Here is a 25,236-nt window from a genome sequence, read left to right on the forward strand (position 1 = left end):
TTGGCGGCATTTCAAGGCTGGGATTTCAGGTTTGGACCGCGAACGGCTCAAAACGCGAGTTTGTACCCGACCGCCATCAACATGACCGCCAGGCACGGGCGCAATACGCCGTCCGGGATTTTGCCGGTCATGTGGCTGCCGATGTAGATGCCCGGCAGCGAGCCCATCAACAGAAAGCCCAACAGTTGCCAGTCCATATTGCCCATGCCCGCATGGCCAAGGCCCGCCACCAGGGTCAAGGGCACGGCGTGGGCGATTTCGGTGCCCACCAGGCGGCGCGTGGCCAGGAACGGATAGAGGATAAACAGCGCCACGGTGCCGAGGGCGCCGGCGCCGATGGAGGTCAGGGCGACCATGGTGCCGAGGATGGCGCCGGTGAGCACCGTCAGCGCGTTCAGGTTGCGCGGGTTCATGTGGTAGCTGTCGCCCGCATGCCGCTGGGCAAAGGCCAACAGGGTTTTCTTGAACAGGATCGCCAGGGCGGTCAACAGCAGCACCACGCCGAGGGCCTGCTTGATCACCGCGTTCATCGCGCTGGGGTCGGTATGCAGGCTGGCGAGGAACCACAGGGTCAGCAGCACCGCAGGCACACTGCCGAGGGTCAGCCAGCCGGTGATGGTCCAGTCGATGTTCTTGTTCTTGCTATGCACCAGCACGCCACCGGACTTGGTGATCGCGGCGTACAACAGGTCGGTGCCCACGGCGGTGGCCGGGTTGATGCCGAACCACAGCAGAATCGGGGTCATCAGCGAGCCCCCGCCGACACCGGTCATGCCGACGATAAAACCTACGATCAGGCCGGCGATCACAAAACCAAAATTACCCACTTCCATTAACGCTACCCGCGGCCTTATAAAATTCTGGCGGCAGGATAGCGATTTTTCTTATAACGACTTATACCAATATGATCTGACTTTATGCCTTTTACGTCAGTCGATGGCAGCACTAGGCTTGAGTCTGGTAGGGAAAAGCCGCTTTGGACGTAAGTGCCGGCCTGAGCGGATGCGTGCATAGCGGTCATGGCCAATCTCTCTTCGGACAAAACGGGGGCACAGTGCGCGCCTTCGCGCAGCGGTTTTCTAATCGGCTGCCGTCGGCAACCACACCCGGAACCGTGCACCGCCCAGCGGTGACGCCAGCGCGGTCAAGGTCCCGCCCTGGGCTTGCAGGGCACGGCGGCTGATGGCCAGGCCCAGGCCAAACCCGCCGGTGCTGCGGTCGCGACTGCGGTCGAGACGGTAGAACGGTTCGAAGATACGCTCGCGCTGGTCCAGCGGAATGCCGATACCATCGTCATCCACCCAGATCTCACAGCCCTGCGGGCATACCTTGACCCCCACCTGGATACGCGCGTCACAGTAACGCGTGGCGTTGCGCAACAGGTTCTGCAAGGCGCGGGCGGTGAGACGTGGGTCGAGATTGAAGCGCTCCACGGCGCAATCGAGCACCACATCAATGACGATTTCGGGGTTTTCCAGTTCATCGTCGACGCTGCCCAGCACGCTGTCGATAAACTCGTTGAGCACCACATCGACCCGTTCCGGCAGTTGCGCCGGATTTTGCAGGCGGCTGTAAGACAGCAGTTCCAGCACCAGCTCATCCAGCTCACGGATGTGCGCCACCAGACCGTGCAGGCGCTCGCGGCTGGCCTCGGGCAAGTCTTCGGACAGCGCCAGGGCCAGGCCAAAATCCAGGCGTGTCAGCGGGGTGCGCAGTTCGTGGGAAACCGCATTGAGCAAGTCGCGCTGTTGGTTGAGCAGGTGCTCGATGTCGTCGGCCATGGTGTCGAATACCGAGGCCAGGCTGCCGATGCTGGAGTTGGCGGGAATATGCGTGCGTTCAGCCAGGTTGCCCCGGCCCAGTTGCCCGGCGGTGCTTTTCAAGCGTTCCAGGTCTCGCCAGTGCGGGCGCAGCCAAACCAGCAAGCAAGCCAGCAGCGCCGCGCCGATCAGCACGTTGATGGCCCAGTAGAGTACGTTCATGTCCATCGGGTCGGGCGGTATCGTCAGCTTGACCACGAACTGGTCGTTGATCGGCGAGCTGATTTCCTCCATCCAGCCCCACTCCCCCAGGCGCACCACGGGCTTGCCTTGCTCCAGCAGGTGTTCTTCTTCAGGGGTGAAGCTGGCGTCCTGGCGCAACAGCAATTGCACCTTTTGCGGCGCAAACTCGCGGCCCAGTTGTTCGGTGACCTGGGACCAACGCTCCACCGGTGCCCGCAGGTATTGCTTGACGATGAGCGTTTGCTGGCCGCGGGACTGCTCGACGTTGTAGTTCAGGTAACGGTGTTCGAACAGCTGGATCACCAGCTTGGGAATCAGATAGATCGCCGCGCTGTAGGTGACGATGGTGATCAGGTAGAGACGCAGCAGCACTCGAAACATGGCTCAGCATTCCCACTCGGAACGGCTGAACAGGTAGCCCTTGCCCCACACGGTCTTGATTTTGCGCGCCTCGCCCGCATGGTCGTCGAACTTGCGGCGCAGCTTGGAGATGGCCACGTCCACCGAGCGATCGGTACCGTTGAACTCGATGCCACGCAAGCGTTGCAGGATCTGGTCGCGGCTGAGCACTTCACCGGCGTGACGCGCCAGTACCACCAGCAGGTTGTATTCACCGCTGGACAGCTCCACCGCCTGGTCGCGCCAGGTCACGGTGCGTTCCGACAGGTCGATGCACAGGTTGCCCATGATGATCTGGTCGTTGGCCACCTGCGGCTCGGACAGACTGCTGCGGCGCAGCAAGGTACGGACGCGGGCAAGCAGTACACGGGGCTCGCAGGGTTTGGTCACGTAGTCGTCGGCGCCCATCTCCAGGCCCAGCACCTGGTCGTGGCTGTCATCGCGGGCGGTGAGCATCAGGATCGGCAGGCCGGCCGAATCGTCGCGCAACAGACGGCACACTTGCAGGCCGTCCAGTCCCGGCAGCATCAGGTCGAGGATCACCAGGTCCGGCGGGTTGAGGCGGGCACGTTCACGTACCTGGTCACCCCGACTGAGCACACTGACGTGGTAGCCATTGCGCTCCAGGTAGCTGGCAATCAGCTCGGAGAGTGCGGCGTCGTCTTCCACCAGGAGGATGTTGGGCATTAAGGTGTTCCATGAAATACAGTTATGAGTAGTGCATAAACCCCCTCCCACAGGGGGTCTTTGGTGTTTACGCGATTTTGTAAGGATATACGTCCCGGGCGGACGATAGGTGCCGCCTTACATTTCTTCACACACGAGCTACACAGCTTCACAGCACCACGGCGCAGGTGCCCTTAGGATGCGCCAGTCATTATTGGGATAAGAGCATGTCGAAGAATCTGTTGGCGCCGTTTGGCCTGTTGGCCCTCACGCTGGCGCTGAGCGCGTGTGGCCCGTCCACCGAGCAAACGCCGCAAGTGCCCCTGGCCAAGGTGCGGGTCGAGACCCTGCAAGCCAAACCGCTGTCCATCACCAGTGAACTGAGTGGGCGCATCGCCGCGCCGCGCATCGCCGAAGTGCGCGCACGGGTGGCCGGGGTGGTGATGCAACGGGTGTTCAAGGAAGGCCACGATGTGAAACAGGGCGACGTGCTGTTTCGCATTGACCCGGCGCCCTTCAAGGCGGACCTGGACAGCGCGCTGGCCAACCTGAGCAAGGCCCAGGCCAATGCATTCCAGGCGCGCCTGCAGGAGCAGCGCTACAGCCAGTTGGTGGAAGGCAACGCGATCAGCGGCCAGGACTACGACAATGCGCGCGCCAACCTGCGCCAGACCAACGCCGAAGTCGCCGCCAATAAAGCCGCCGTCGAGCGCGCCAGGTTGAACCTGGGCTACGCCACGGTCACCGCGCCGATTTCCGGGCGCATCGGCCGCGCGCTGGTGACCGAAGGCGCGCTGGTCGGACAGAACGAAGCCACACCGTTGGCGATCATCCAGCAACTGGACCCGATCCACGCCGACCTCACCCAGTCCACCCGCGAGCTGAATGACCTGCGCCGCGCCTTCCGTGCCGGCAGCTTGAAGCAGGTGGGCCAGGATCAGGCCAAGGCCACCTTGATCCAGGACGATGGCAGCCTGTATCCATTGCCGGGCAAATTGCTGTTCGCCGAGATCAGCGTCGACCCCGGCACCGGGCAGATCATCCTGCGCAGCGAGTTCCCCAACCCGGACCTGGACCTGTTGCCCGGCAGTTTCGTGCGCGTGCGCCTGGAGCAAGCGGTCGACAAGCAAGGCCTCAGCGTGCCGCAACGTGCCATTACGCGTGACAGCGCCGGCATCCCGATGGTGCTGCTACTGGACGCCGAGCAGACCGTCAGCCTGCAACCGGTCGAACTGGGCCCGGTGATCAATGATCGCTGGGTGGTCAGCCATGGCCTCAAGGCCGGTGACCGCATCGTCGTCGAAGGCCTGCAACACGCGCGCCCCGGTGACAAAGTCGAAGTGGACGACAGCCCCGCCTCCGGCCAGCCCGTAAAGGAATAACCCGCCATGCCGCAGTTCTTTATTGACCGCCCGGTCTTCGCCTGGGTGGTTGCCCTGTTTATCCTGCTGGCCGGCTTCCTCGCCATTCCGCAGTTGCCTGTGGCGCAATACCCCGACGTCGCGCCGCCGAAAGTGGAAGTTTACGCGGTGTACCCCGGCGCGTCGGCGCAGACCCTGGATGAAAGCGTGGTGAGTCTGATCGAGCAGGAGCTCAACGGTGCCGATCACTTGCTGTATTTCGAATCCCAGAGCAGCCTCGGCTCGGCCACCATCACCGCGACGTTCCAGCCGGGCACCAACCCGGAAATGGCCCAGGTGGACGTGCAAAACCGCCTCAAAGCGGTGGAGCCGCGCCTGCCCCAGGCCGTGACCCAGCAAGGCTTGCAGGTGGAAAAAGTCTCCGCCGGTTTCCTGCTGCTGGTGACCCTCACCTCCAACGACGGCAAGCTCGACGACGTGGCGCTCAGCGATTACCTGGCGCGTAACGTGATGAACGAACTCAAGCGCCTGGACGGTGTGGGCAAGGCCCAGTTGTATGGCGCCGAACGTGCCATGCGCATCTGGATCGACCCGCAGAAACTGATCGGTTTCAACCTGACCCCGGCCGATGTCAACGCCGCGATCAGTGCGCAAAACGCCCAGGTGTCGGCGGGCAGCATCGGTGACTTGCCGGGCCCCCAGACCCAGGAAATCACCGCCGCGATCCTGGTCAAGGGGCAACTGTCGACGCCGGCGGAATTCGCCGACATCGTACTCAAGGCCAACCCGGACGGCTCCACGGTGCGTATCGGCGATGTGGCGCGGGTGGAAATCGGCAGCCAGGAATACCAGTTCTCCACGCGCCTGAACGGCAAGCCGTCCACCGCCGTCAGCGTACAACTGGCGCCGGGGGCCAACGCGCTGAACACGGCGACCCTGGTGCGCGCGAAGATGGATGAGCTGTCGCGCTATTTCCCGGCCAATGTGGAATACAAGATCCCGTACGACACCTCGCCGTTCGTCAAAGTCTCGATCACCAAAGTGGTCTACACCTTGCTTGAGGCCATGGCGCTGGTGTTTGCGGTGATGTTCCTGTTCCTGCAGAACGTGCGCTACACCTTGATCCCCACCCTGGTGGTGCCGATTGCGCTGATGGGCACCTTCGCCACCCTGCTGTTGCTGGGCTTCTCGATCAACGTGCTGACCATGTTCGGCATGGTGCTGGCCATCGGCATTCTGGTGGACGATGCGATTGTGGTGGTAGAGAACGTCGAGCGCATCATGGCGACCGAGGGCCTGTCGCCCAAGGACGCCACGCGCAAAGCCATGGGCCAGATCACCGGCGCCATCATCGGGATTACCCTGGTGCTGGTGGCGGTGTTTTTGCCGATGGCGTTCATGCCGGGTTCGGTGGGGGTGATCTACCAGCAGTTCTCACTGTCGATGGCTACCTCGATCCTGTTCTCGGCGTTCCTCGCCCTGACCCTCACGCCGGCCCTGTGCGCCACCTTGCTCAAGCCCATCGCCCAGGGCGAGCACCATGCCAAGGGCGGTTTCTTCGGCTGGTTCAACCAGCGCTTCGAGCAACTGACCAACCGTTACGAAGGCTGGGTGGCCTATGCGCTCAAACGCAGCGGCCGTTACCTGCTGATCTATCTGGTGCTGCTGGCAGGGCTGGGCTGGTTGTTCACGCGCCTGCCCGCCTCGTTCCTGCCGGTGGAAGACCAGGGCTACACCATCACCGATATCCAGTTGCCGCCGGGCGCGAGCAAGAACCGCACGGTGCAGGTCGCCGAGCAGATCGAAGCGCACAACGCGGGTGAGCCGGGGGTGGGCGATACCACCATGATCATGGGCTTCAGTTTCTCCGGCTCGGGGCAAAACGCCGCGCTGGCGTTTACCACGCTCAAGGACTGGTCGCAACGCGGCAGCGACGATTCCGCGGCGGCCATTGCCGAGCGCGCCAACATGGCCTTCAGCGAACTCAAGGACGCGATGGCCTACGCGGTGCTGCCGCCGCCGGTGGACGGCCTGGGCACCTCCAGCGGGTTTGAATTTCGCCTGCAGGATCGCGGCGGCGTCGGCCATGCGGCCTTGATGGCGGCGCGTACCGAGTTACTGGCAGCCGCCGCGAAGAGCCCAGTGCTGGCCAATGTGCGCGAAAGCGCGCTGGCCGAAGCGCCGCAGGTGCAGCTGGAAGTGGACCGCAAGCAAGCCAACGCACTGGGTGTGTCGTTCGCAGACGTGGGCAGCGTGCTGTCTTCGGCGGTTGGCTCGGCCTATGTCAATGACTTCCCCAACCAGGGTCGCATGCAGCGCGTGGTGGTGCAGGCCGAAGGCGATCAGCGCAGCCAGGTGGCGGACTTGATGAAGATCAACGTGCGCAACAAGGCCGGCAACATGGTGCCGCTGTCGGCGTTCGTCAAAGCCAAATGGACCCAGGGCCCGGCGCAGTTGACCCGTTACAACGGTTACCCGGCGATTGCCATCAGTGGTGAAGCCGCCCCCGGACACAGCACCGGTGAGGCGATGGAAGAGATTCAGCGCCTGGTTGGCCAACTGCCGGCCGGCCTGGGCCAGGAATGGACCGGCCTGTCGCTGCAGGAGCGTTTGTCGGGTGCCCAGGCGCCGTTGCTGCTGGGGCTGTCGCTGCTGATTGTGTTCCTGTGCCTGGCCGCGCTGTATGAAAGCTGGTCGATCCCGACCTCGGTGCTGCTGGTGGTACCCCTGGGCGTGCTTGGCGCGGTGTTGGCCGTGAGCTTGCGCGGCATGCCCAACGATGTGTTCTTCAAGGTGGGCTTGATTACCATCATCGGGCTGTCGGCCAAGAACGCGATCCTGATCATCGAGTTCGCCAAGGACCTGTATGACCAGGGCGAAGACCTGATCGACGCCACCTTGAAAGCGGCGCGGTTGCGCCTGCGGCCGATCATCATGACCTCACTGGCGTTTATCCTCGGCGTGGTGCCGTTGGCGATTGCCACCGGGGCCAGCTCGGCCAGCCAGCAGGCGATCGGCACCGGCGTGATCGGCGGGATGATCACCGCGACACTGGCGGTGGTGTTTGTGCCGGTGTTCTTTGTGGTGGTGATGAAGCTGGTGCGCAAGCGTCACAAGACAGGCTGACCCGGCGGAACACGATGCAGTTGTGGCGAGGGAGCAAGCGCCCTCGCCACGCGTTATCGGTCACCTTCATCATTGGGTACAACCGTATAAGCTATGGTGCTCTGAACTACCCAGTCGTGAACCACCATGCCCTTGCTCGCCCGCACCCACCCTCGCCTTTCGACCGCCGCCGTGCTCGGCCTTGCCGTGGGTATCCTGGCCCCAGCCGATACGCTGATCAGCAAAATCCTCATCGGCTGGAATGCCGGCGTCTGGACCTACCTGCTGCTGATGTTGTGGCTCACCAGCCGCTCGCGCGCCGACGATGTAAAGCGCATCGCCGAGATCGAGGATGAGAACGCCGGCCTGGTGCTGTTCATGGTGTGCATCGCGGCGATCGCCAGCCTGGCGGCCATCACGCTCAACCTGATAGGCATCAAAGACCTCGACCGCTCCGCACGCCTGCTTCACTACGGTTTCACCGCACTGACGGTAATCGGTTCTTGGCTGCTGATCGGGGTGATCTTCAGCGTGCACTATGCCCGCCTGTTCTACACCTGGGACGGTGACGAACCTGCGCTGCGTTTTGCCGAAGGGTTGCGCACCCCCAACTATTGGGACTTCCTGTACTTCTCGTTCACCATCGGCGTGGCGGTGCAAACGGCCGATGTGGGGGTGGCCACGCGCAGTATGCGCAAGGTAGTGCTGGGGCAGTCGCTGATTGGCTTTTTGTTCAATACGGCGATCCTGGGTTTCTCGATCAATATAGCCGCCGGGCTGTTCAGTTAAAGCTGCATGTTGTTTCGCCGGCAGCGGGCGAACATCATCTTATAAGCAGGGAAACTGTTGAACAGCGCCTACAAAAAAAGCCCTGATCTTTCGATCAGAGCTTTTTGTACAACTTGTTTATTTAGAAGGCATAACGCAGGCCAACGTTCACTGCCGCTTTCTGCTTGATTTTGTCACTGGTACTGGTTTCAACGTCGGCGTGCATTTGCAGATCCTGCGTAAACTTCACCGCCACACCGGCACCATACTTGGTACGCGAGCCCGACAAATCATTGTTAAACGCCTGATTATTGATCAGGACCTTGTTGTTGTCGGCAAACTCGTGGACCACGGCCATACGCAAGTAAGGTTTAATAAGTGTGCCGTCGTCGAGCTGGAACTCATGCCCAGCGGTCGCACCGGCCTCGGCTGTCCTTGAGCGGGTACGCTCACCTTCCACTTGCAAACCATTTTTCAGGCTGTATGTTCCGCCCTGAACCACGATGGTCGACAGTCGGCCGTAAGGTTCAATATAGGAACTTTCCCCGAATGTGATATGACGGCCGAACTCCGCCGACAGACCACCGCCCACATTGCTGTAGTTGCCCTTGGTGGAGGTGTTATCACTGAGGGTTGCCTTGACTTCATTCTGGAACCGGTTGGCTTTGGCAACCGCATCAAAGTAGAAACCGCTTTCTTCATCCATCCAGGTTGCATAAGTACCCAGGAAGTAACTCTTGACCGTACCGGAGGAGCCGCGAACCGGGTTCACGTCGGAATTACTGTGACCACCAAATACACCTACCTTCCATTGGCTATCGCCCAGCGGCATATCGGCACCCAGGGAGAAACCTTGCAAGTTCTGCGTGTAGCCGGTCCCTGAGCTCTGGGATACCTCATATTTGCTGCCGAAACCACGGATCCACAGGCCTGTGCTCTTCGGGGAGTAGCGCAATTCGCCCATCCGCGCGCGCAACGAGCCCTCTTCCGCGGTCATGATGGTCACCGGGGTGTTGAACAATGCCGTCACCACGCGGGCGCTGCGGCTCATGACTCGGGTTTGGGTATCCAGGAACCAGTCATTGCCTTCCTTTTTCAGGTTGTAGGCATAGGCGCCCATGTCAACCGGACCGTCCTTGAGGGCAAAGGCCGCATCACCGCCACCGGTGTGCACAACCTGGGTTTTGACCAATTCGGCACCACTGGCCGACAGCGCCAGGCTGTGATTGCCCGTAGCTTGGCCGGTCACATTGATGAAGTCCGTCTTGCCTTGGTCAAAGTCGGTGCCCATGACGAACGTGCCGTCGCCGGACAGTGTCGAGAGGTTCAGTTGATAAAACTCATTCGGCGCGCCCATGGTCACGGTGCCACCGGCCATGTTAAGCGCACCCACCTGACTGTCACCGGTCATGTTCCAGTTGGAAGCGGCGCCCACGTTCAAGCTGGAGACATTCTGCAATTGGCCTGTCAGCTCGGCGTTGTTCTGCAGGCTCAAATGGACAGTGCTGGTGGCGTCGGCAACCACATTGCCGACCAGATTCCGGCTGTTATCCACATTCATCGTCGCCGTGGCACCGCCAGAAACGCTCAGCAGATTGCCATTGCCGCCCTTCAATGTGGAGCCATTCAACACATCGATGGTTACCACCGGAACTCGGTTTGGCGTACCCCTGACGGAGATAGCCGAACCAATAGCTCCCTCGACCATGGAGTTGTCCAGAACCAGTTTGCCATCTGTTGTATCTGCACGACCGCGGGTGAACGATACCCCATGACCGGCGCCGAGGATGGTGCTTTGGCTGGCTGTCGCCGTGCCCCCGGACAGTGCTAGCCCGAATGCCCCGGTTCCCGTACCCTGCACCACAGTGCCCCGTTCGAAGTGCAACTCGCTGCCGCTGCTGGCTTCCGCGCCGCCAATAGCTCCGCTGATCGTACTGTTGGCGACCTGCACCGATGAACCATTTGACGTACCCAATACACCAAACGCCTGCAAGGCTACGCCGCGACTATTGGTAATCGTACTGTCGTTGATAAAAGCGTTACTGCTTTCAAGACGCACGGCGCCCAGAATAGGGTCGCTCGAAGAAACCTGTGCTGAGTTGATATTGACGGTAGAACCGCGTTCAGCACGAATACTGTTCGCCACGCTGCCACTGTTCATGTTTAACGTGGAGGTTGTCAGGCCAATGTCTGTTGCTGTCGCGCGATTCATATTCAGCGTCGACTGGCCCGACAATTGCCAATCCGTTGACTGCGTAGTGTCATCAATGGTTCTTTGCTCACCGTTACCCACCTGCACCGCCTGTGCCTGACCCTGCAGCGCGGCAAACAAACAGAACGTAACGGTGGGGATTTTCATCATCGCACTCAATGGCTTGAGCTCGAACGTATTCAGTGCCGACATGGTCAATCACTCTTAATATGAGGCCAACAAAATCGGTTCGGCTCGCTACCTGCGAATAGGGCCTTACCTCTGCGGCGCCAGAATAAAAATTAAACGTTTTCTTTTATGTAGGAAAAATCTGCACTCCCACGGTTAAACCGCTGTGAGCGGAGTGATCTATCAAATGCAATATGATCAGAATGTTCCCCCTCCCACGAAAGAAAGGGGGAACCTGCCGCTATCTGACTAACAAGCCCTAAGGACCGACAACTGGAGACAAGTCGCAATAACTCGTCGACAGCGTCGTACGTATGTTGACGGCGGCCTCACCGCGCCCGGTAGTGCCGTCGTCCAACGCCACCGTGACAACCGCCTCCGCGCGCCCGAGGCGAGCTTCTTTAAGAAAACTGAACGGTATATTGAAGGTATGACCGTTGTCCTTGATGACTCTTGTGACAGTCACGCTGTAAGTCTGCTTGCGGTCGTCAATCGGAGTGCCGGTACGAGGTCGGAACAACCGCAGCTCCAGCTTCAATTGTTGACCCTCGGCCATCCTCGTATCCGCCGGCACAAAGATCTGTCCTACAAACGTGTTTGGCGTCGTCAACGGAAGGACCCTTAACGAATCGCAGTTCCATTGTTCAGTTAGCCCTGTTCCCCGGACCCCCAAATATCGAGGCGCTACCAGCGTAGACGTCACGGCGTCTATAACCTCGACCGGTGTATCCGGCGAACGATTGCGGTTATCGGCCGCCGTTGGGACAGGCGTTGATGCAATGAAATAATGGACATTTTGAATGCCGTTCCCTGCCGCAGCTACATAGCTCCAAGGGAATTCCCACCTGACGATTGCGCCTTCTGCTTGAGTGGTAATTTCAAAGGGAGGAGCCACTAAACTGCCGTCGCTCCATACCAGGTGAATCCACATGCCAGGTGCCGGCACGTCAGCGCCGACCCATAACTCAACCTCAGCAGTGACAGGGTTGCCGGCGTGCGGAAATCTCAGCGTGTTGAGCTCAGTCGACCCCTGACCAAAAATCTTCACAGGGAGCAGTCTGGTGTTCGGGCTGCCGGGTGTTCCGGGGTTGTCCGGCCCTGTGACACTGAAATCCACATTGATCGTTGTGGTCGGGCCGTCGATAACCTCACCGTCTCGGCGCAGGTTATATTTCACAGCGGTCGGTTTCGGCCCTTTTGTCGTCCCGTAGTCAGCCAGGGCCAGTGGGGTCAGGAGGGCTTGATTGAGCGTGATGGGGAACTGGGTAACAGGGAACCACTGGCTCGCTGGCTGCCCGCCCCATATGATCTGATATTGGTCTTTGGTCAGGTCGAAGTTTGTGTAGGCTGCAAGGCTTCCCGTAGGGCCTGGGGTAAGGTCGGCAATATTGAGCAAGTTATCAATAAGGTCCGGGGCCTGGTCAATAATGATCGGCTGTAGATTCTCTGGTGCCGGCGCCAACGCTACGGTGAAAGGCCTGGAAGCCACTGATGGCAAGCCGGGCCGGTCCATCCGGTCACTGATTGTATAAATAAGCTTGTATTCACCACTTTGGGTGATAGCACTTGCAGGCAATGTAAAGACGTTACCGGTTTGCAGCATCGGCCGTGGTGGAACGAGCCCTCCAACTTCTTCCGCGTCCAGCGCCGTATCGCCTTTGGTCCAGTAAAAGCGGATGACATCGCCCGGATGCCACTTCCCGCTTTCAATCGCATAAGCGTTGTCGGGAATGCTAAATGGCAGACCGCCCGCCGTGGCGAGGTGAGCAGCCGTAACCGGAGCACCCGCCGGCAATGACCCCGTGTATTGCGGTGCGGGTGGCCGCACCTTATTGCCGATGCTTTCATAGGCAGTATATTGGTCGAACTCCACCTTCACTTCTGGCGAGTACTCCCCCACGTCAGAGGGTCTGTCCACGCTGCCTGGAATGCTCGGGTCCGCAAAGTCGTTAACAAACAATTGATGACGGAGCCGTCTTTTACCATGCGGAAATCCGCCCGAGCCTGCCGGTGCATCAATCACTACAGAAATATTGCCGCCTGCGGTCGCACCGAAAAACTGTTCGGGACCAAATATTCTGGTCCAGGCGTCGGGTAGTGAACTGTCCGGGTCTCGCGAGAAAATTTCGATCCAATCACCGTCCTCTGAAAAGTCGCCGGAAGGGCATAACAGCCTCAGGCTGCTAGTCGCCGCCGCCCTTGAAACAAGGCCTGTGGCAGTATCAATTACATCTTGGACCTCGATAACTTCCAAGGTAGGCGAGCCGCCAATAATTACCGCCTTTGTAGAAATTTTATCTATCATTTCATGTTCTCCATTATCACCGGCATGCTCTGCTCATCGAGCAAATACATACATTCAAAGAGAGTTCGGTTTTTTCATACAAACTACTTGTCAACGCATTTACATACGACACGCATAACACACACAACTCCGGTTACCGCCCGGGCGTTCAAGACACCGAGGAATACTTTTATTCAGACCCGGTACCCGATGGCCCACAAAAGCCCCCTGCTCCATTCTTGCGGTCAATTGGCACATATTTGGTATCTGAATACCCTATCTCAACACCATTTCGCACCACAGAGTATTTTGCCGACCCTGCGGAATAATCACGTAACGGCTTGATCAGGTTTTCATAGTCCGTTATCTGGAACGTATGAGATGTTTCACCTGCTTGCCATACATGACTCATGGTATGAGCCGTCGAGAGAATGGCATCTTCATTTAGATATCTCCGAAACCCCTGCCATGTCAGCACCACCAGATCCCCTGGCTTCAATACATTCGGCGCCGGATTGACCACCACGTTCACCACCTGCCAAATAGGTGGTTGAGTATCACAATTAAGAAATCTGCTTGGGTGTGGAAACGACTGAGGAAAACTCGGTTTTGAGTAAACAACAGGCGTAATAAGGTTGACCGCAACTATTTGGTCAGGCGACGACTGTTGATTGACGCCATTATCTGTTTGGTAATACACCAACGTTGTCGAATTGCTGCCGGCGGCTTGGATCACCGGCCAGGGAATCGGATTATCAAATTCAACAACCGCCCCTGCTTGATCATTGAGCTTCACGGTATAAGTCGCAACGGGTGCCGCCTGGCCTGGCCAGAAAAGATTTACTTTCTGACCCTCAACCGGTTTATCGAACAACGTGAAGTAAGCTCTCACCGGCCCAACGGAATCGCGGCTATCCAGGACATTGGGAACGTTGGAAACCGGGCCCTGTATGTTAACCAAGGCCAATTGACTGTTCAGCAATGCGGGCGCCAGCGGGTTTTCCTGGCCTGCGATCGTCATGTCCACCGTCACCTGTTTAGGTCGGGAACGCACGCCTTGGCCCGTATCCCCTGCACGGCGAATGTAGTAACGCACCGGTAAGTCAATGATCCGGCGCAGGTTCGCGCCCTTGGCAATTAATACACTCCACGGCACGGGAACCGTGAGAGGCAACGTGTTGACAGGCACGGCAGGAAGCAAGCTACCGTCCCACTCAACCACACACTGGTCATCAGGCATGGCGTTGTCATACTGACGCACCCTGACCGAAACAACAGCGCGTGCATCTGCCCGATTAACCAGCAGATCCGAGTCATACGCTGGCACCTCAGGTATCGACAAATTGGCTGGCGGCGCGGTCAAATCAATTGGCACATAGCCAACTAGCGAATTGCCAGAAGTATTACCGGCGCGGTCCCGTAACTTATAAAATAAATAAAGTATGGGGAAGCCGGCAAACTTCCGAATCTCCGCTACTGGAATATTCACAATCATTGGCCCACTGATGGGGGCAAAGGCTTGCCTGTGAATGTCCAGTCCTGTGGGTGGCGTGTCACTGCCTCTCAAAAAACATAACACGGTGTCTCCCGTCTTGCGATCAAGGTAATCGCCCGGCACTTCCACTTCCACCGACAGTTGGTTGCTTAAGGCGGACTCGGTAATCGGATTAAGCAGAAATTTTGCGGGATTCAGGACCTGACCAGCACCCGGTGGGTTTTTATCGATAATGATAGTGCGGGCAAATGAAGTCTCGTACACTTGGCTGTCTGAAAACTCGTTTCTGATACGATAAAAAATCTCAACTGTCGCGCTAGTTTGAAAGTAATCTGAAGAAATGAATATTGAGTAAGGAAAATCAGCGTCCGTAATCGGCCCCTTCAACTCCACGGTTAGAAATTCATCACCGGCGGCTCCCTTAACGTCCCAAACGAACGTAATCCAATCACTCGTACCACTAGGAGGCAGCTGCGACCAAGGAGTCGTTATTTGAATCTCCAAGTCCGAAAACAAATATTTTACGGGAAGCAATCCGTCTGGCGGCAAGTTGACAACTTCAAGTGCCGGAAGCGTCGGTGTGTCGTTAGTGTTAATCGCATTACCCGTTGAAGTCGTGTCCATGGTTTTCCCGCCGCGTCGGTGAGTCACTATTACGAACTGCGTTAGAACAGAGTGAATACCCAATGCCGCTCTACCGATACTGTCAAAGTTGACAGGTGACGCTGCCGTTCGTCGGGCGAGGGCACCGGCGATTTCCACGTTTTCACGCAAATACACTTGACGTTTTCAGGTTGTTGCGGTTTCCTGAAACCGGTTTCAACGCTTCACAACTTCCAATAAGAAAGGCCTGCCAACGTGACCACTTTTTCTGCCGCCCAGCGCAGCCGTGTGACGATGCTTGATGTGGCCGAGCGCGCCGGCGTATCCAAGGCCAGCGTGTCGCGCTTCATCGGGGATGACCGTGCATTGCTCTCTGACGCCATCGCCCTGCGCATCGAACAGGCCATCAGCGAACTTGGCTACCGCCCCAACCAGATGGCCCGTGGTTTGAAACGCGGGCGCACCCGCCTGATCGGCATGCTCGTGGCCGACATCCGCAACCCCTATTCCATTGCCGTGATGCACGGCGTCGAAACCGCCTGCCGCCAGCACGGCTACAGCCTGGTGGTGTGCAACACCGACCGCGATGACGCGCAGGAGTCCCAGCACCTCGCCGCGCTGCGGTCGTACAACATCGAAGGGCTGATCGTGAACACGCTCGGCCACCACCTCGACCAATTGCTGGAACTGCAACGGGAAATGCCGCTGGTGCTGGTGGACCGCAAGGTCGAGCCACTGCACAGCGACCTGGTGGGGCTGGACAACCCGGCGGCGGTGCGCATGGCGGTGGAACATCTTGAGCAACAAGGTTATCGCGAGGTGTTACTGGTGAGCGAAGCCACCGATGGCACCAGCTCACGCCTGGAGCGCCTGGCCAGCTTCAAGGCTGAAATCGCCGCGCGCCAAGGCTTGAGCGGCGCGGTGTTGGAACTGGATGACGCGCTGCCTATTCATCTGCAGGCTTTTCTCGCAAAACCCGGCGCCAAGGCGTTGTTCTGCGCCAACGGCGTCGCCGCCCTGGCCTGCACCCGCGCGCTCAAAGCCTTGGGCGTTGAGCTGTTTGCCGACGTCGGCCTGATCGCCCTGGATGACCTGGATTGGTACCCGCTGGTGGGCACCGGCATCACCGCCCTCGCCCAGCCCACCGAGGCGATTGGCGCCAGCGCCTTCGACTGCCTGCTCAAGCGCTTGCGCGGCGACACTGCGCCGACACGCACCCTGGATTTTTTACCGGAGCTGATGATTCGCGGCTCGACTCAGCCCATTTAAATTTTTTGCACAAAAATGAAACCGGTTTCAGAGGTAAACAACAATGCACAAATACCCCGTCTCCATCAGCCTTTCCAGCTACGGCGCCGAGTTGGTTCGCCAGCAAGGCCAGTTGAGTTTTGTCCCGTTGCTCGCCAGCGCCGGTGCCCAGCGCATCGAATGGCGTGAGGAGCTATTGACCGTCGAGCAACCCACTGAGCTGGCCCAGGCTGCGGCCGATCAGGGCCTGGAAGCCGTGTTCTCATCACCGCTGGAGCTGTGGGTGGCCGGCCGTGCCCAGCCGAACGCCGAGCTCGCCGCCACCCTGGATCGCGCCGGGGCCTTCGGCGCGCGCTGGCTGAAAGTCTCCCTGGGTTACTTCACCGACACCAACGACCTGGGCAGCCTGCACGCGTTGCTCAACCGCCACCCGGTGCAGTTGCTGGTGGAAAACGACCAGACCCTGCACGGCGGGCGCATCGAACCGATGCAGCGTTTCTTCAGCGAAGTCGAACGCCTGGGCCTGCCGGTAAAAATGACCTTCGATATCGGCAACTGGCAGTGGCAGGACCAGTCCGCCCTCACCGCTGCGCGCCTGTTGGGCCGGCATGTCGACTACCTGCACTGCAAGGCCGTGGCGCGCCGCCCGGACGGCAAGCTGGTGGCGCTGCCGCCCGGCGCCACCGACCTGCATCTGTGGGAACAACTGCTCAAGCACATGGCCCAAGGGATTACCCGCGCGGTGGAATTCCCACTGCAAGGCGACGACCTGGTCGACGTCACCGCGCGACAGGTCGCCACCCTCGCCCGCCTTGGCCAACCCCATGGGGAGAATGCCCATGTCTGAGATCGATATCCTTTCGTTTGGCGAAACCATGGCGATGTTCGTGGCCGAGCAGACCGGCGACCTGGCCCACGTGGCGCAGTTTGATAAACGCATTGCCGGCGCCGACAGCAACGTTGCGATTGGTTTGTCGCGCCTGGGTTTCAAGGTCGCCTGGCTGAGCCGGGTGGGCAATGATTCCCTGGGGCGCTTTGTGGTCGATACGCTCACGCAAGAAGGGCTGGATTGCCGCCACGTGGCCGTCGACCCGCTGCACCCCACGGGTTTTCAGCTCAAGTCCCGCGAAGAAGCCGGCGCCGACCCGCAAGTGGAGTACTTTCGCAAAGGCTCCGCCGCCAGCCATTTGTCTGTCGCGGCCATCAGCCCTGCACTGCTGCAAGCGCGCCACCTGCACGCCACCGGCATTCCGCCAGCCTTGTCCGCCACCACCCAGGAGCTGTCCCGCGAGCTGATGACGCAGATGCGCAAGGCCGGGCGCAGCGTCTCGTTCGACCCCAACCTGCGCCCTTCGCTGTGGGCCAACGAGCAGCAGATGATCCGCGAAATCAACGCCCTCGCCGGCCTGGCCGACTGGGTATTGCCGGGCCTGGGCGAAGGCCGTTTGCTCACGGGTTTTGACGACCCGGCCGACATCGCCGCGTTCTACCTTGACCAGGGCGCCGAAGCCGTGGCCATCAAGCTCGGCGCCGACGGCGCCTACTACCGCACTCACCTCGACCAGGGCTTCGTCGCCGCCGTGCGCGTAGACAAGGTGGTGGACACCGTCGGCGCCGGCGATGGGTTTGCCGTGGGCATGATCAGCGCCCTGCTGGAAAACTCAAGCTTCCCCGAGGCGGTGCGGCGCGGCAATTGGATCGGCAGCCGCGCCGTGCAAAGCCGTGGCGATATGGAAGGCCTGCCGACCCGCGCCGAACTGACCACCCGATCCGTCGCATAACCGATTCCCTGTTGCCACAACTACAACAAGCTCAGGAGCACTCTTATGGAAACCGTGAAACTCGCCACCCGCCGCTGGTGGTACATCATGCCCATCGTGTTTATCACTTACAGCCTGGCGTACCTGGACCGTGCCAACTACGGGTTTGCCGCCGCCTCCGGGATGGCCGAAGACCTGATGATCACGCCGGGCATGTCCTCGTTGCTCGGCGCGCTGTTCTTTCTCGGCTACTTTTTCTTCCAGGTGCCGGGGGCGATCTACGCGCAAAAGCGCAGCGTCAAAAAGCTGATTTTCGTCAGCCTGATCCTCTGGGGCAGCCTGGCCACCCTGACCGGCGTGGTGTCCAACGCCTACATGCTGATCGCCATTCGCTTCATGCTCGGGGTGGTCGAGGCGGCGGTGATGCCGGCGATGCTGGTGTACCTGTGCCACTGGTTCACCCGTGCCGAACGTTCGCGCGCCAACACCTTCCTGATCCTCGGCAACCCGGTGACCATGCTGTGGATGTCGGTGGTGTCGGGCTACCTGGTGCAGCATTACAGCTGGCGCTGGATGTTTATCATCGAAGGTTTGCCCGCGGTGTTGTGGGCGTTTATCTGGTGGCGCCTGGCCGATGAGCGGCCAAAAGACGCCAAATGGTTGAGCGACGCCGAGAAACAGTCACTGGAAACCGCCCTCGCCGCCGAACAGGTAGGCATCAAGGCAGTCAAGAACTATGGCGAAGCGTTCCGCTCGCCCAAGGTGATCATCCTGGCCTTGCAATTTTTCTGCTGGAGCATCGGCGTGTACGGCTTTGTATTGTGGCTGCCGTCGATTCTCAAGGCCGGCTTGAAGATGGACATGGTCGAAGCCGGCTGGCTCTCGGCGCTGCCTTACCTGGCGGCCGTGATCGGCATGCTGGTGGTGAGCTGGGGTTCGGACAAGCTGCAAAAGCGCAAACGCTTTGTGTGGCCGCCGCTGCTGATCGCCTCGATTGCGTTCTACGCGTCCTACGTGCTCGGTGCTGAACATTTCTGGTGGTCCTACACCCTGCTGGTGATTGCCGGGGCGTGCATGTACGCGCCTTATGGGCCGTTCTTCGCGATCGTGCCGGAAATCCTGCCGGCCAACGTCGCCGGTGGCGCCATGGCGCTGATCAACAGCATGGGCGCGCTCGGCTCGTTCGGCGGCTCGTACCTGGTGGGTTACCTCAACAGCAGCACCGGCTCACCCGGCGCTTCGTACCTGCTGATGAGCGGCGCGTTGATGCTGTCGGTGGTGCTGACGATGTTCCTCAAGCCCGGCGCCAGCGACCGCTCGCCGGCCCCCACTCTGGAGTTGAAGGTAAAGACCTCATGAAAAAGTCTGTGGTGTTGTACAAAACGCTCTCCGCGCCGCTGATGGCCCGCCTGCACGAACACGCCGAGGTCACGCTGATCGAGGCACTCGATGCCGGCGGCCTGGCCAAACTGCGCGACGCCCTGCCCGGCGCCCATGGTTTGTTGGGCGCCAGCCTGCGCCTGGATGCGCAATTACTTGACCTGGCGCCGCAGTTGGAGGCGGTGGCCAGCGTATCCGTGGGCGTCGACAACTACGACATCGACTACCTGACCGGGCGCGGCATCCTGCTCAGCAATACCCCGGACGTGCTCACCGAAACCACCGCCGACACCGGTTTTGCGCTGATCCTGGCCACCGCTCGACGCGTGGTCGAGCTGGCCGACATGGTGCGCGCCGGCCAATGGAACAAGAACATCGGCCCGGCGCACTTCGGCAGCGATGTGCATGGCAAGACCCTGGGCATCATCGGCATGGGCCGCATCGGCGAAGCCCTGGCCCAGCGCGGGCACTTTGGCTTCGGCATGCCGGTGATCTACCACAGCCATTCGCCCAAGCCACAGGTAGAACAACGCTTTGGCGCGCAGTACCGCAGCTTGCAGGCATTGCTTGAAGAAGCCGATTTTGTCTGCCTGACCCTGCCGCTCACCGCTGAAACCGAGAAGCTGATTGGCGCCGAGGAATTCGCGCGGATGGGCCCGGAGACGATCTTTATCAATATCTCGCGCGGCAAAGTGGTGGATGAAGCCGCGCTGGTCGAGGCGTTGCAACACCGCGTAATTCGCGCAGCGGGGCTGGATGTGTTCGAGAAGGAACCGCTGGATCACGGCTCGCCGTTGCTGCGTTTGAACAACGTGGTGGCGACGCCGCATATCGGTTCGGCGACCCATGAGACCCGAGAAGCGATGGCCCGGTGCGCGGTGGATAATCTGCTGGCGGCGTTAGCCGGCGAAAAACCGAAAAACCTGGTGAACCCCGCAGCCTGGAAACCGTAATACCTGAACCACCACAATGTGGGAGGGGTTTGCCCCTCCCACCTTTGGCTGCATTGCAAAGGGTCAGATCACAAACCTGGCCACCATCGCATTCAAGTCCACCGCGAGGCGCGACAGCTCATGGCTGGCCGCGCTGGTCTGGTTGGCGCCCGCCGCCGACTGCGTGGCCAGGTCGCGGATGTTGACCAGGTTGCGGTCCACTTCGCGAGACACCTGGGCCTGTTCTTCCGAAGCGCTGGCGATCACCAGGTTGCGTTCGTTGATCAGGCTGATCGACTGGGTGATCTGCTCCAGCGCCACGCCAGCGGCGCGGGCCATTTCCAGGGTGTTCTGGGTGCGCTGGTTGCTCTGCTGCATCGATTGCACGGCTTCACCGGTGCCGTTCTGAATGCCGGCGACCATTTTTTCGATCTCCTGGGTCGACTGCGCGGTACGGTGGGCCAGGGCGCGTACTTCGTCCGCCACCACCGCGAAACCGCGTCCGGCCTCACCGGCGCGGGCCGCTTCGATGGCGGCGTTAAGGGCCAGCAGGTTGGTCTGCTCGGCAATCGCGCGGATCACATCCAGCACCTTGCCGATGTCACGACCTTGCGTGGCCAGGCCCTCGATCATCGCGGCGGTATTTTGCACATCCTGGGTCATGGTCTGGATCGCGCCGACCGTTTCCACCACCCGATCACGGCCTTCGCGCGCCGCCAGGTTCGATTGGCCCGACGCCTCGGAGGTGGACACCGCATTGCGCGCCACTTCTTCCACCGCCGCGGTCATCTCGTTGACCGCCGTGGCGGCCTGGTCGATTTCATTGTTCTGCTGCTGCAAGCCTTTGGAGGCTTCTTCGGTGACCGCGCTCAGCTCTTCGGCGGCAGAGGCCAGTTGCGTGGCCGAACCGGCGATGTGCCGGATGGTCTGGCGCAGGTTGGCCTGCATCGCGGCCAAGGCACCGATCAAGCGCGCGGGCTCATCCTTGCCATCATCTTCAATGACGTTGCTGAGGTTGCCGGCGGCGATGGTTTCAGCCACTGCCACCGCTTTGCGCAACGGCGTGACGATGCTGCGGGTCAGCAACCAGGCCAGCAACACGGTGAGCAACGCGGCAGCCACCGATACGATGATTACGCCGGTGATCGCGCTGTCGTACCCATGGCCGGCATCGGCGTCGGCTGCCTTGGCGCCGGCAGCGTTGATGGCGATCAGCTTGTTCAATTGCTCGCCCATCTGGTCGGTGCCTTCCTTGATGCGGCTGTTGATCAGCGCACGCATCTCATCGACCTTGCCTTGCCTGGACAGGGCGAGCATCTCACTCTGAGCCTTCAAATAGTTCTCCAGCGTGACGCCAAAGACCTTGAACAGCGCCGCTTCTTCCGGCCCGGCAGGCAGCGCGGAGTACGCGGCCTGGGCGGTCTTCACCTTGTCAGTCAGCACGCCTATGCGGGTTTCAGCCTCCTGCAACCCGGCCGGTTCGCGGTTGACCAGTACGCGAAACGACAGGATGCGCATGCGCAGCACGTTCTCCATCATCGTGCCCAGGTTCGTCACGCTGGGCAGTTGGTTGGCGCTCATCGCCATCGACGCCTCGCGAATCAACGTCATGCGGTTGACCGCAAACACCCCCAGCACCACCACTAACAACGCAATAAATGCGAAACCGAGAGAAGCGCGCGGAGCAATATTCAGATGGCGAAGTGACATAAGAGAATTCTCAAAAGTAATGTTTGCGTGCATCCCTGCCGCGAAACGATCAATCGGTGTCAACGCACCGCTCAGACCTTGGTCACCACTGTGATTGCTGATCGGTGGGCCTGTAAGAGCTATCGGCTGGCTCAGGGGGTTTATGCAGGGCATTCATAAATATTTTTTTACACTTCTGACGATAGGCGGTTTCTGGCATCCTGCGCCTCCCTTTTCTGACCCGAGCCCTCACCTTGTCTGACGCTCAAGCCCCGCGCCCCCGCTATAAATCCGAGCTGATCTACGGCCTTGAAGACCGCCCGCACTTCAGCGCGGCGATCTTTGCCGCGTTGCAGCATGTGCTGGCCAGTTTCGTCGGGATCATCACGCCTACCCTGATTGTCGGCGGCGTACTTGGCCTGCAAAGCGAAGTGCCGTACCTGGTGAGCATGGCGCTGTTCGTGTCGGGGCTCGGTACCTTTGTGCAGGCGCGCAAATTCGGCCCGATCGGCTCGGGATTGCTGTGCCTGCAGGGCACCAGTTTTTCGTTTATCAGCGTGATCCTCAGCGCCGGCTTCATGGTCAAGGCCCGGGGCGGCGGTACCGATGAGATCCTCTCGACGATATTCGGCATCTGCTTTTTCGCGGCGTTTATCGAAGTGGTGCTCAGCCAGTTCATTGGCAAGCTGCGCAAACTGATCACCCCGGTGGTGACCGGCACCATCATTACCCTGATGGGTTTGTCGCTGATCAAGGTAGCGGTCACCGACATGGCCGGCGGCTTTGGCGCCAGCGACCTCGGCGCAGCCGGCAACATGGGCCTGGCGGGCCTGGTGCTGCTGACCATCGTGGTGCTCAACCGCTTCAACAACCCGTTCCTGCGCCTGGGTTCGATCGTAATCGGCCTGACCCTGGGCTTTGTGGTGGCCTGGCTGTTGGGGCGCGTGGACCTGGCGACATTGCCGCAGGTACCGCTGATCAGCGTGCCGGTGCCGTTCAAGTACGGTTTTTCGTTCGACTGGGTGGCGTTTGTGCCGGTGGCGGTGATCTTCCTGATTTCACCCTTGGAAGCGGCCGGTGATCTGACCGCCAACTCGATGATTTCCCAACAGCCGGTCAAGGGCCCGTTGTACATCAAGCGCATCAAATCCGGGCTGCTGGCCGACGGCCTCAACTCGGCGATGGCCGCCACGTTCAACAGCCTGCCGATGGTGACCTTCGCCCAGAACAACGGCGTGATCCAGTTGACCGGCGTGGCCAGCCGCTATGTGGCGTACTTTATCGCCGGGCTCCTGGTGTTGCTGGGCCTGTTCCCGATGATCGGCGCGGTGCTGCAACTGATGCCCAAGCCGGTGCTGGGCGGCGCGACGCTGATCATGTTCGGCACGGTGGCCGTGGCCGGCATCAAGATCCTCGCCGAAGCCGGGCTGCACCGGCGCAATGTGCTGATTGTGGCGATTTCCCTTGGCATGGGCCTGGGCGTTGCCGCCGTGCCCGAAGTGCTGCGTGAATTGCCCAAGGCGCTGCACAACATCTTCGAGTCGCCGATCACCGTGGGCGCGTTCTGTGCAATCTTGCTGAACATTTTCCTGCCGGAGGCGTTCATAGAGCTGGAGGAAGATGAATTTGATCCGGAGTCCTCTACCCTCAAAGTCATGCAAGACCCGGACGTCACGAAATAGGAGCACCTTGTGTATGCGCACGCTCATGGTTCTATCGCTGTTGCTGCTGACCTTGAGCAGCTGCGCGCTGTTCCCCAACCGTGACCCGGTCAACATCAACGTGGTCGGCATCGAGCCGCTGCAAAGCCAGGACCTGGAAGTGCGCTTCGCGGTGAAACTGCGGATACAGAACCCGAATGAAACGGCGATCGACTACAACGGCGTGGCTCTGGACCTGGAGGTCAACGGCCGGCCGTTGGCGGCGGGCGTGAGCGACCAGGCCGGAAGCATCCCGCGCTTTTCCGAGACCGTGCTGGTGGTACCGGTCAGCGTTTCGGCGTTTTCGGTGTTGCGCCAAACCCTGGGCCTGAGCCAGACCCAGAGCTTGAACAACCTGCCCTATCTGCTGCGGGGCAAACTGGCGGGCGGCCTGTTCGGCACGATGCGCTTTGTCGACCGTGGCACGTTGGACCTGCCGAACACTGCAACCTGGTGAGCACCTTGTTCACACTACGGCGAATGCTGCGCCTTTAGAGCGCGTGCGGTCAGTCAGTGATGAAGCGCACACCGGGCTTCTCGCGCTCGTCCACCACCAACTCAAACACATCCGGCCGGGCATAGTGGCCCACCACGTCGTAGTCATACCTGGCCCGTACCAGGTCATCGGTATTGATCCGCGCGGTCAGCAACCCCGCTTCCCCCAGCAGCGGCCCGGCGAGGATGTCGCCCATGGGCCCGACAATCACGCTGCCGCCGGCGATCAATGGGCGGTCTGAAGGCCAATTGGCAATCGCCAAACCCAACGCCTCGGGCGAGGCCTGTACCTGGCAGGCACTCACCACAAAACAGCGCCCCTCGTGGGCCACATGGCGCATGCTCACTTGCCACATTTCGCGCTCGTCCACGGTAGGTGCGCACCACACCTCGACGCCTTTGGCATACAGGGCGGTGCGCAGCAGCGGCATCATGTTTTCCCAGCACACGGCGCCGCCGATACGCCCCACCGCCGCGTCGATCACCGGCAAGGTGGAACCGTCGCCCTTGCCCCAGATCAGCCGCTCGGTGCCGGTAGGCATCAGTTTGCGGTGTTTGGCGACCAGGCCGCCCGCCGGCTCGAAATACAACACAGTGCAGTACAAGGTGCTGCCACTGCGCTCGATCACACCGAGCACCAGGCTGGCCCCGGTGCGCGCCGACAGGCCGGCCAACGCCTCGGTCTCGGTGCCCGGCACGTCGATGGCATTGGCGAAGTAACGGGCAAAGGCTTCACGGCCTTCCGGCAGGCGGTAGCCCAGCTGCGTGCCGAACGCTTCACCTTTGGGATAGCCGCCGAGCAACGCTTCAGGCATGACCACCAATTGCGCGCCACTGCGCTTGATGTCGTCCTCATAGCCGAGGATTTGCGCCAAAGTCTCAGCCTTGCCGCCCGGCAATGCGCCAATTTGCAACGCCGCCACAGTAGAAACAGGCATCACGATCACTCCGAGTAAGGGGGGTTGCCC

At 60.4% G+C, this 25,236-nt stretch carries 18 protein-coding genes; 10 read left to right on the forward strand and 8 right to left on the reverse strand.

What is annotated here, in order from left to right; translation table 11 throughout:
- Window positions 1-47 precede the first annotated feature (47 nt).
- The 3 genes from AB4O25_RS05995 to AB4O25_RS06005 all read right to left on the reverse strand — a co-directional run bounded on the left by AB4O25_RS05995 (window position 48) and on the right by AB4O25_RS06005 (window position 3,089).
- Window positions 48-833, reverse strand: a complete 786-nt coding sequence (locus AB4O25_RS05995; protein ID WP_017528498.1) for a sulfite exporter TauE/SafE family protein — start codon at window positions 831-833, stop codon at window positions 48-50.
- A gap of 246 nt (window positions 834-1,079) precedes the next feature.
- Window positions 1,080-2,384: an ATP-binding protein gene (locus AB4O25_RS06000; protein WP_017528499.1), complete on the reverse strand. Its 1,305-nt coding sequence runs from the start codon at window positions 2,382-2,384 to the stop codon at window positions 1,080-1,082.
- A gap of 3 nt (window positions 2,385-2,387) precedes the next feature.
- Entirely contained in the window at window positions 2,388-3,089 is a 702-nt protein-coding gene (locus tag AB4O25_RS06005) for a response regulator (RefSeq protein WP_017528500.1), read from the reverse strand.
- A gap of 206 nt (window positions 3,090-3,295) precedes the next feature.
- On the opposite strand from AB4O25_RS06005, the gene AB4O25_RS06010 reads away from it, so the two are divergent.
- The 3 genes from AB4O25_RS06010 (at window position 3,296) to AB4O25_RS06020 (ending at window position 8,323) form a co-directional block, all read left to right on the forward strand.
- On the forward strand, window positions 3,296-4,450 hold the full coding sequence (locus tag AB4O25_RS06010; RefSeq protein WP_017528501.1) for an efflux RND transporter periplasmic adaptor subunit: 1,155 nt from the start codon (window positions 3,296-3,298) through the stop codon (window positions 4,448-4,450).
- Window positions 4,451-4,456: 6 nt separating this feature from the next.
- Window positions 4,457-7,555 carry an efflux RND transporter permease subunit gene (locus AB4O25_RS06015; RefSeq protein WP_017528502.1) on the forward strand — a complete coding sequence of 1,033 codons (3,099 nt, stop codon included), beginning with the start codon at window positions 4,457-4,459 and terminating at the stop codon, window positions 7,553-7,555.
- A 126-nt stretch (window positions 7,556-7,681) separates the two neighbouring features.
- Window positions 7,682-8,323, forward strand: a complete 642-nt coding sequence (locus AB4O25_RS06020; protein ID WP_065878924.1) for a DUF1345 domain-containing protein — start codon at window positions 7,682-7,684, stop codon at window positions 8,321-8,323.
- 121 nt (window positions 8,324-8,444) lie between these two features.
- Here the strand turns inward: AB4O25_RS06020 and AB4O25_RS06025 are convergent, their stop codons facing one another.
- From AB4O25_RS06025 to AB4O25_RS06035, 3 genes are all read right to left on the reverse strand, one after another.
- A complete protein-coding gene (locus tag AB4O25_RS06025) occupies window positions 8,445-10,706 on the reverse strand; it encodes an autotransporter outer membrane beta-barrel domain-containing protein (protein ID WP_460150649.1) in 2,262 nt (753 codons plus the stop codon).
- A 235-nt stretch (window positions 10,707-10,941) separates the two neighbouring features.
- Window positions 10,942-12,987, reverse strand: a complete 2,046-nt coding sequence (locus AB4O25_RS06030) for a hypothetical protein (RefSeq protein WP_116078552.1) — start codon at window positions 12,985-12,987, stop codon at window positions 10,942-10,944.
- 169 nt (window positions 12,988-13,156) lie between these two features.
- Window positions 13,157-15,085, reverse strand: coding sequence for a hypothetical protein (locus tag AB4O25_RS06035; protein ID WP_460150650.1), 1,929 nt, complete (start codon window positions 15,083-15,085; stop codon window positions 13,157-13,159).
- A 234-nt stretch (window positions 15,086-15,319) separates the two neighbouring features.
- On the opposite strand from AB4O25_RS06035, the gene AB4O25_RS06040 reads away from it, so the two are divergent.
- The 5 genes from AB4O25_RS06040 to AB4O25_RS06060 are packed head-to-tail and all read left to right on the forward strand — an operon-like array spanning window position 15,320 to window position 20,405.
- Window positions 15,320-16,333 carry a LacI family DNA-binding transcriptional regulator gene (locus AB4O25_RS06040; RefSeq protein WP_065878918.1) on the forward strand — a complete coding sequence of 338 codons (1,014 nt, stop codon included), beginning with the start codon at window positions 15,320-15,322 and terminating at the stop codon, window positions 16,331-16,333.
- 43 nt (window positions 16,334-16,376) lie between these two features.
- Window positions 16,377-17,159 carry a sugar phosphate isomerase/epimerase family protein gene (locus AB4O25_RS06045; protein WP_065878915.1) on the forward strand — a complete coding sequence of 261 codons (783 nt, stop codon included), beginning with the start codon at window positions 16,377-16,379 and terminating at the stop codon, window positions 17,157-17,159.
- On the forward strand, window positions 17,152-18,093 hold the full coding sequence (locus tag AB4O25_RS06050) for a sugar kinase (protein WP_460150651.1): 942 nt from the start codon (window positions 17,152-17,154) through the stop codon (window positions 18,091-18,093). The genes AB4O25_RS06045 and AB4O25_RS06050 overlap by 8 nt, the downstream gene beginning before the upstream one ends.
- A 45-nt stretch (window positions 18,094-18,138) precedes the next feature.
- Entirely contained in the window at window positions 18,139-19,431 is a 1,293-nt protein-coding gene (locus tag AB4O25_RS06055; protein ID WP_017528510.1) for an MFS transporter, read from the forward strand.
- Window positions 19,428-20,405 (forward strand): bifunctional glyoxylate/hydroxypyruvate reductase B, encoded by a 978-nt coding sequence (locus AB4O25_RS06060; RefSeq protein ID WP_017528511.1) that lies wholly within the window; start codon window positions 19,428-19,430, stop codon window positions 20,403-20,405. Before AB4O25_RS06055 ends, AB4O25_RS06060 begins: the two co-directional genes overlap by 4 nt.
- Window positions 20,406-20,468: 63 nt before the next feature.
- On the opposite strand, the gene AB4O25_RS06065 is transcribed toward AB4O25_RS06060, so the two are convergent.
- Window positions 20,469-22,247: a methyl-accepting chemotaxis protein gene (locus tag AB4O25_RS06065; RefSeq protein ID WP_460150652.1), complete on the reverse strand. Its 1,779-nt coding sequence runs from the start codon at window positions 22,245-22,247 to the stop codon at window positions 20,469-20,471.
- An 80-nt stretch (window positions 22,248-22,327) separates the two neighbouring features.
- Between AB4O25_RS06065 and AB4O25_RS06070 the strand changes: the two genes are divergently transcribed.
- The gene (locus AB4O25_RS06070) at window positions 22,328-23,755 is read left to right on the forward strand and encodes a nucleobase:cation symporter-2 family protein (RefSeq protein WP_017528513.1); all 1,428 of its coding nucleotides are present in this window, start codon (window positions 22,328-22,330) and stop codon (window positions 23,753-23,755) included.
- 13 nt (window positions 23,756-23,768) lie between these two features.
- Window positions 23,769-24,230 (forward strand): LEA/WHy family protein, encoded by a 462-nt coding sequence (locus tag AB4O25_RS06075; protein WP_460150653.1) that lies wholly within the window; start codon window positions 23,769-23,771, stop codon window positions 24,228-24,230.
- 49 nt (window positions 24,231-24,279) lie between these two features.
- Here the strand turns inward: AB4O25_RS06075 and AB4O25_RS06080 are convergent, their stop codons facing one another.
- Window positions 24,280-25,206 carry a carbon-nitrogen hydrolase family protein gene (locus tag AB4O25_RS06080; RefSeq protein ID WP_065878903.1) on the reverse strand — a complete coding sequence of 309 codons (927 nt, stop codon included), beginning with the start codon at window positions 25,204-25,206 and terminating at the stop codon, window positions 24,280-24,282.
- Window positions 25,207-25,236 lie beyond the last annotated feature (30 nt).

The organism is Pseudomonas sp. S3_A03 (assembly GCF_054668275.1).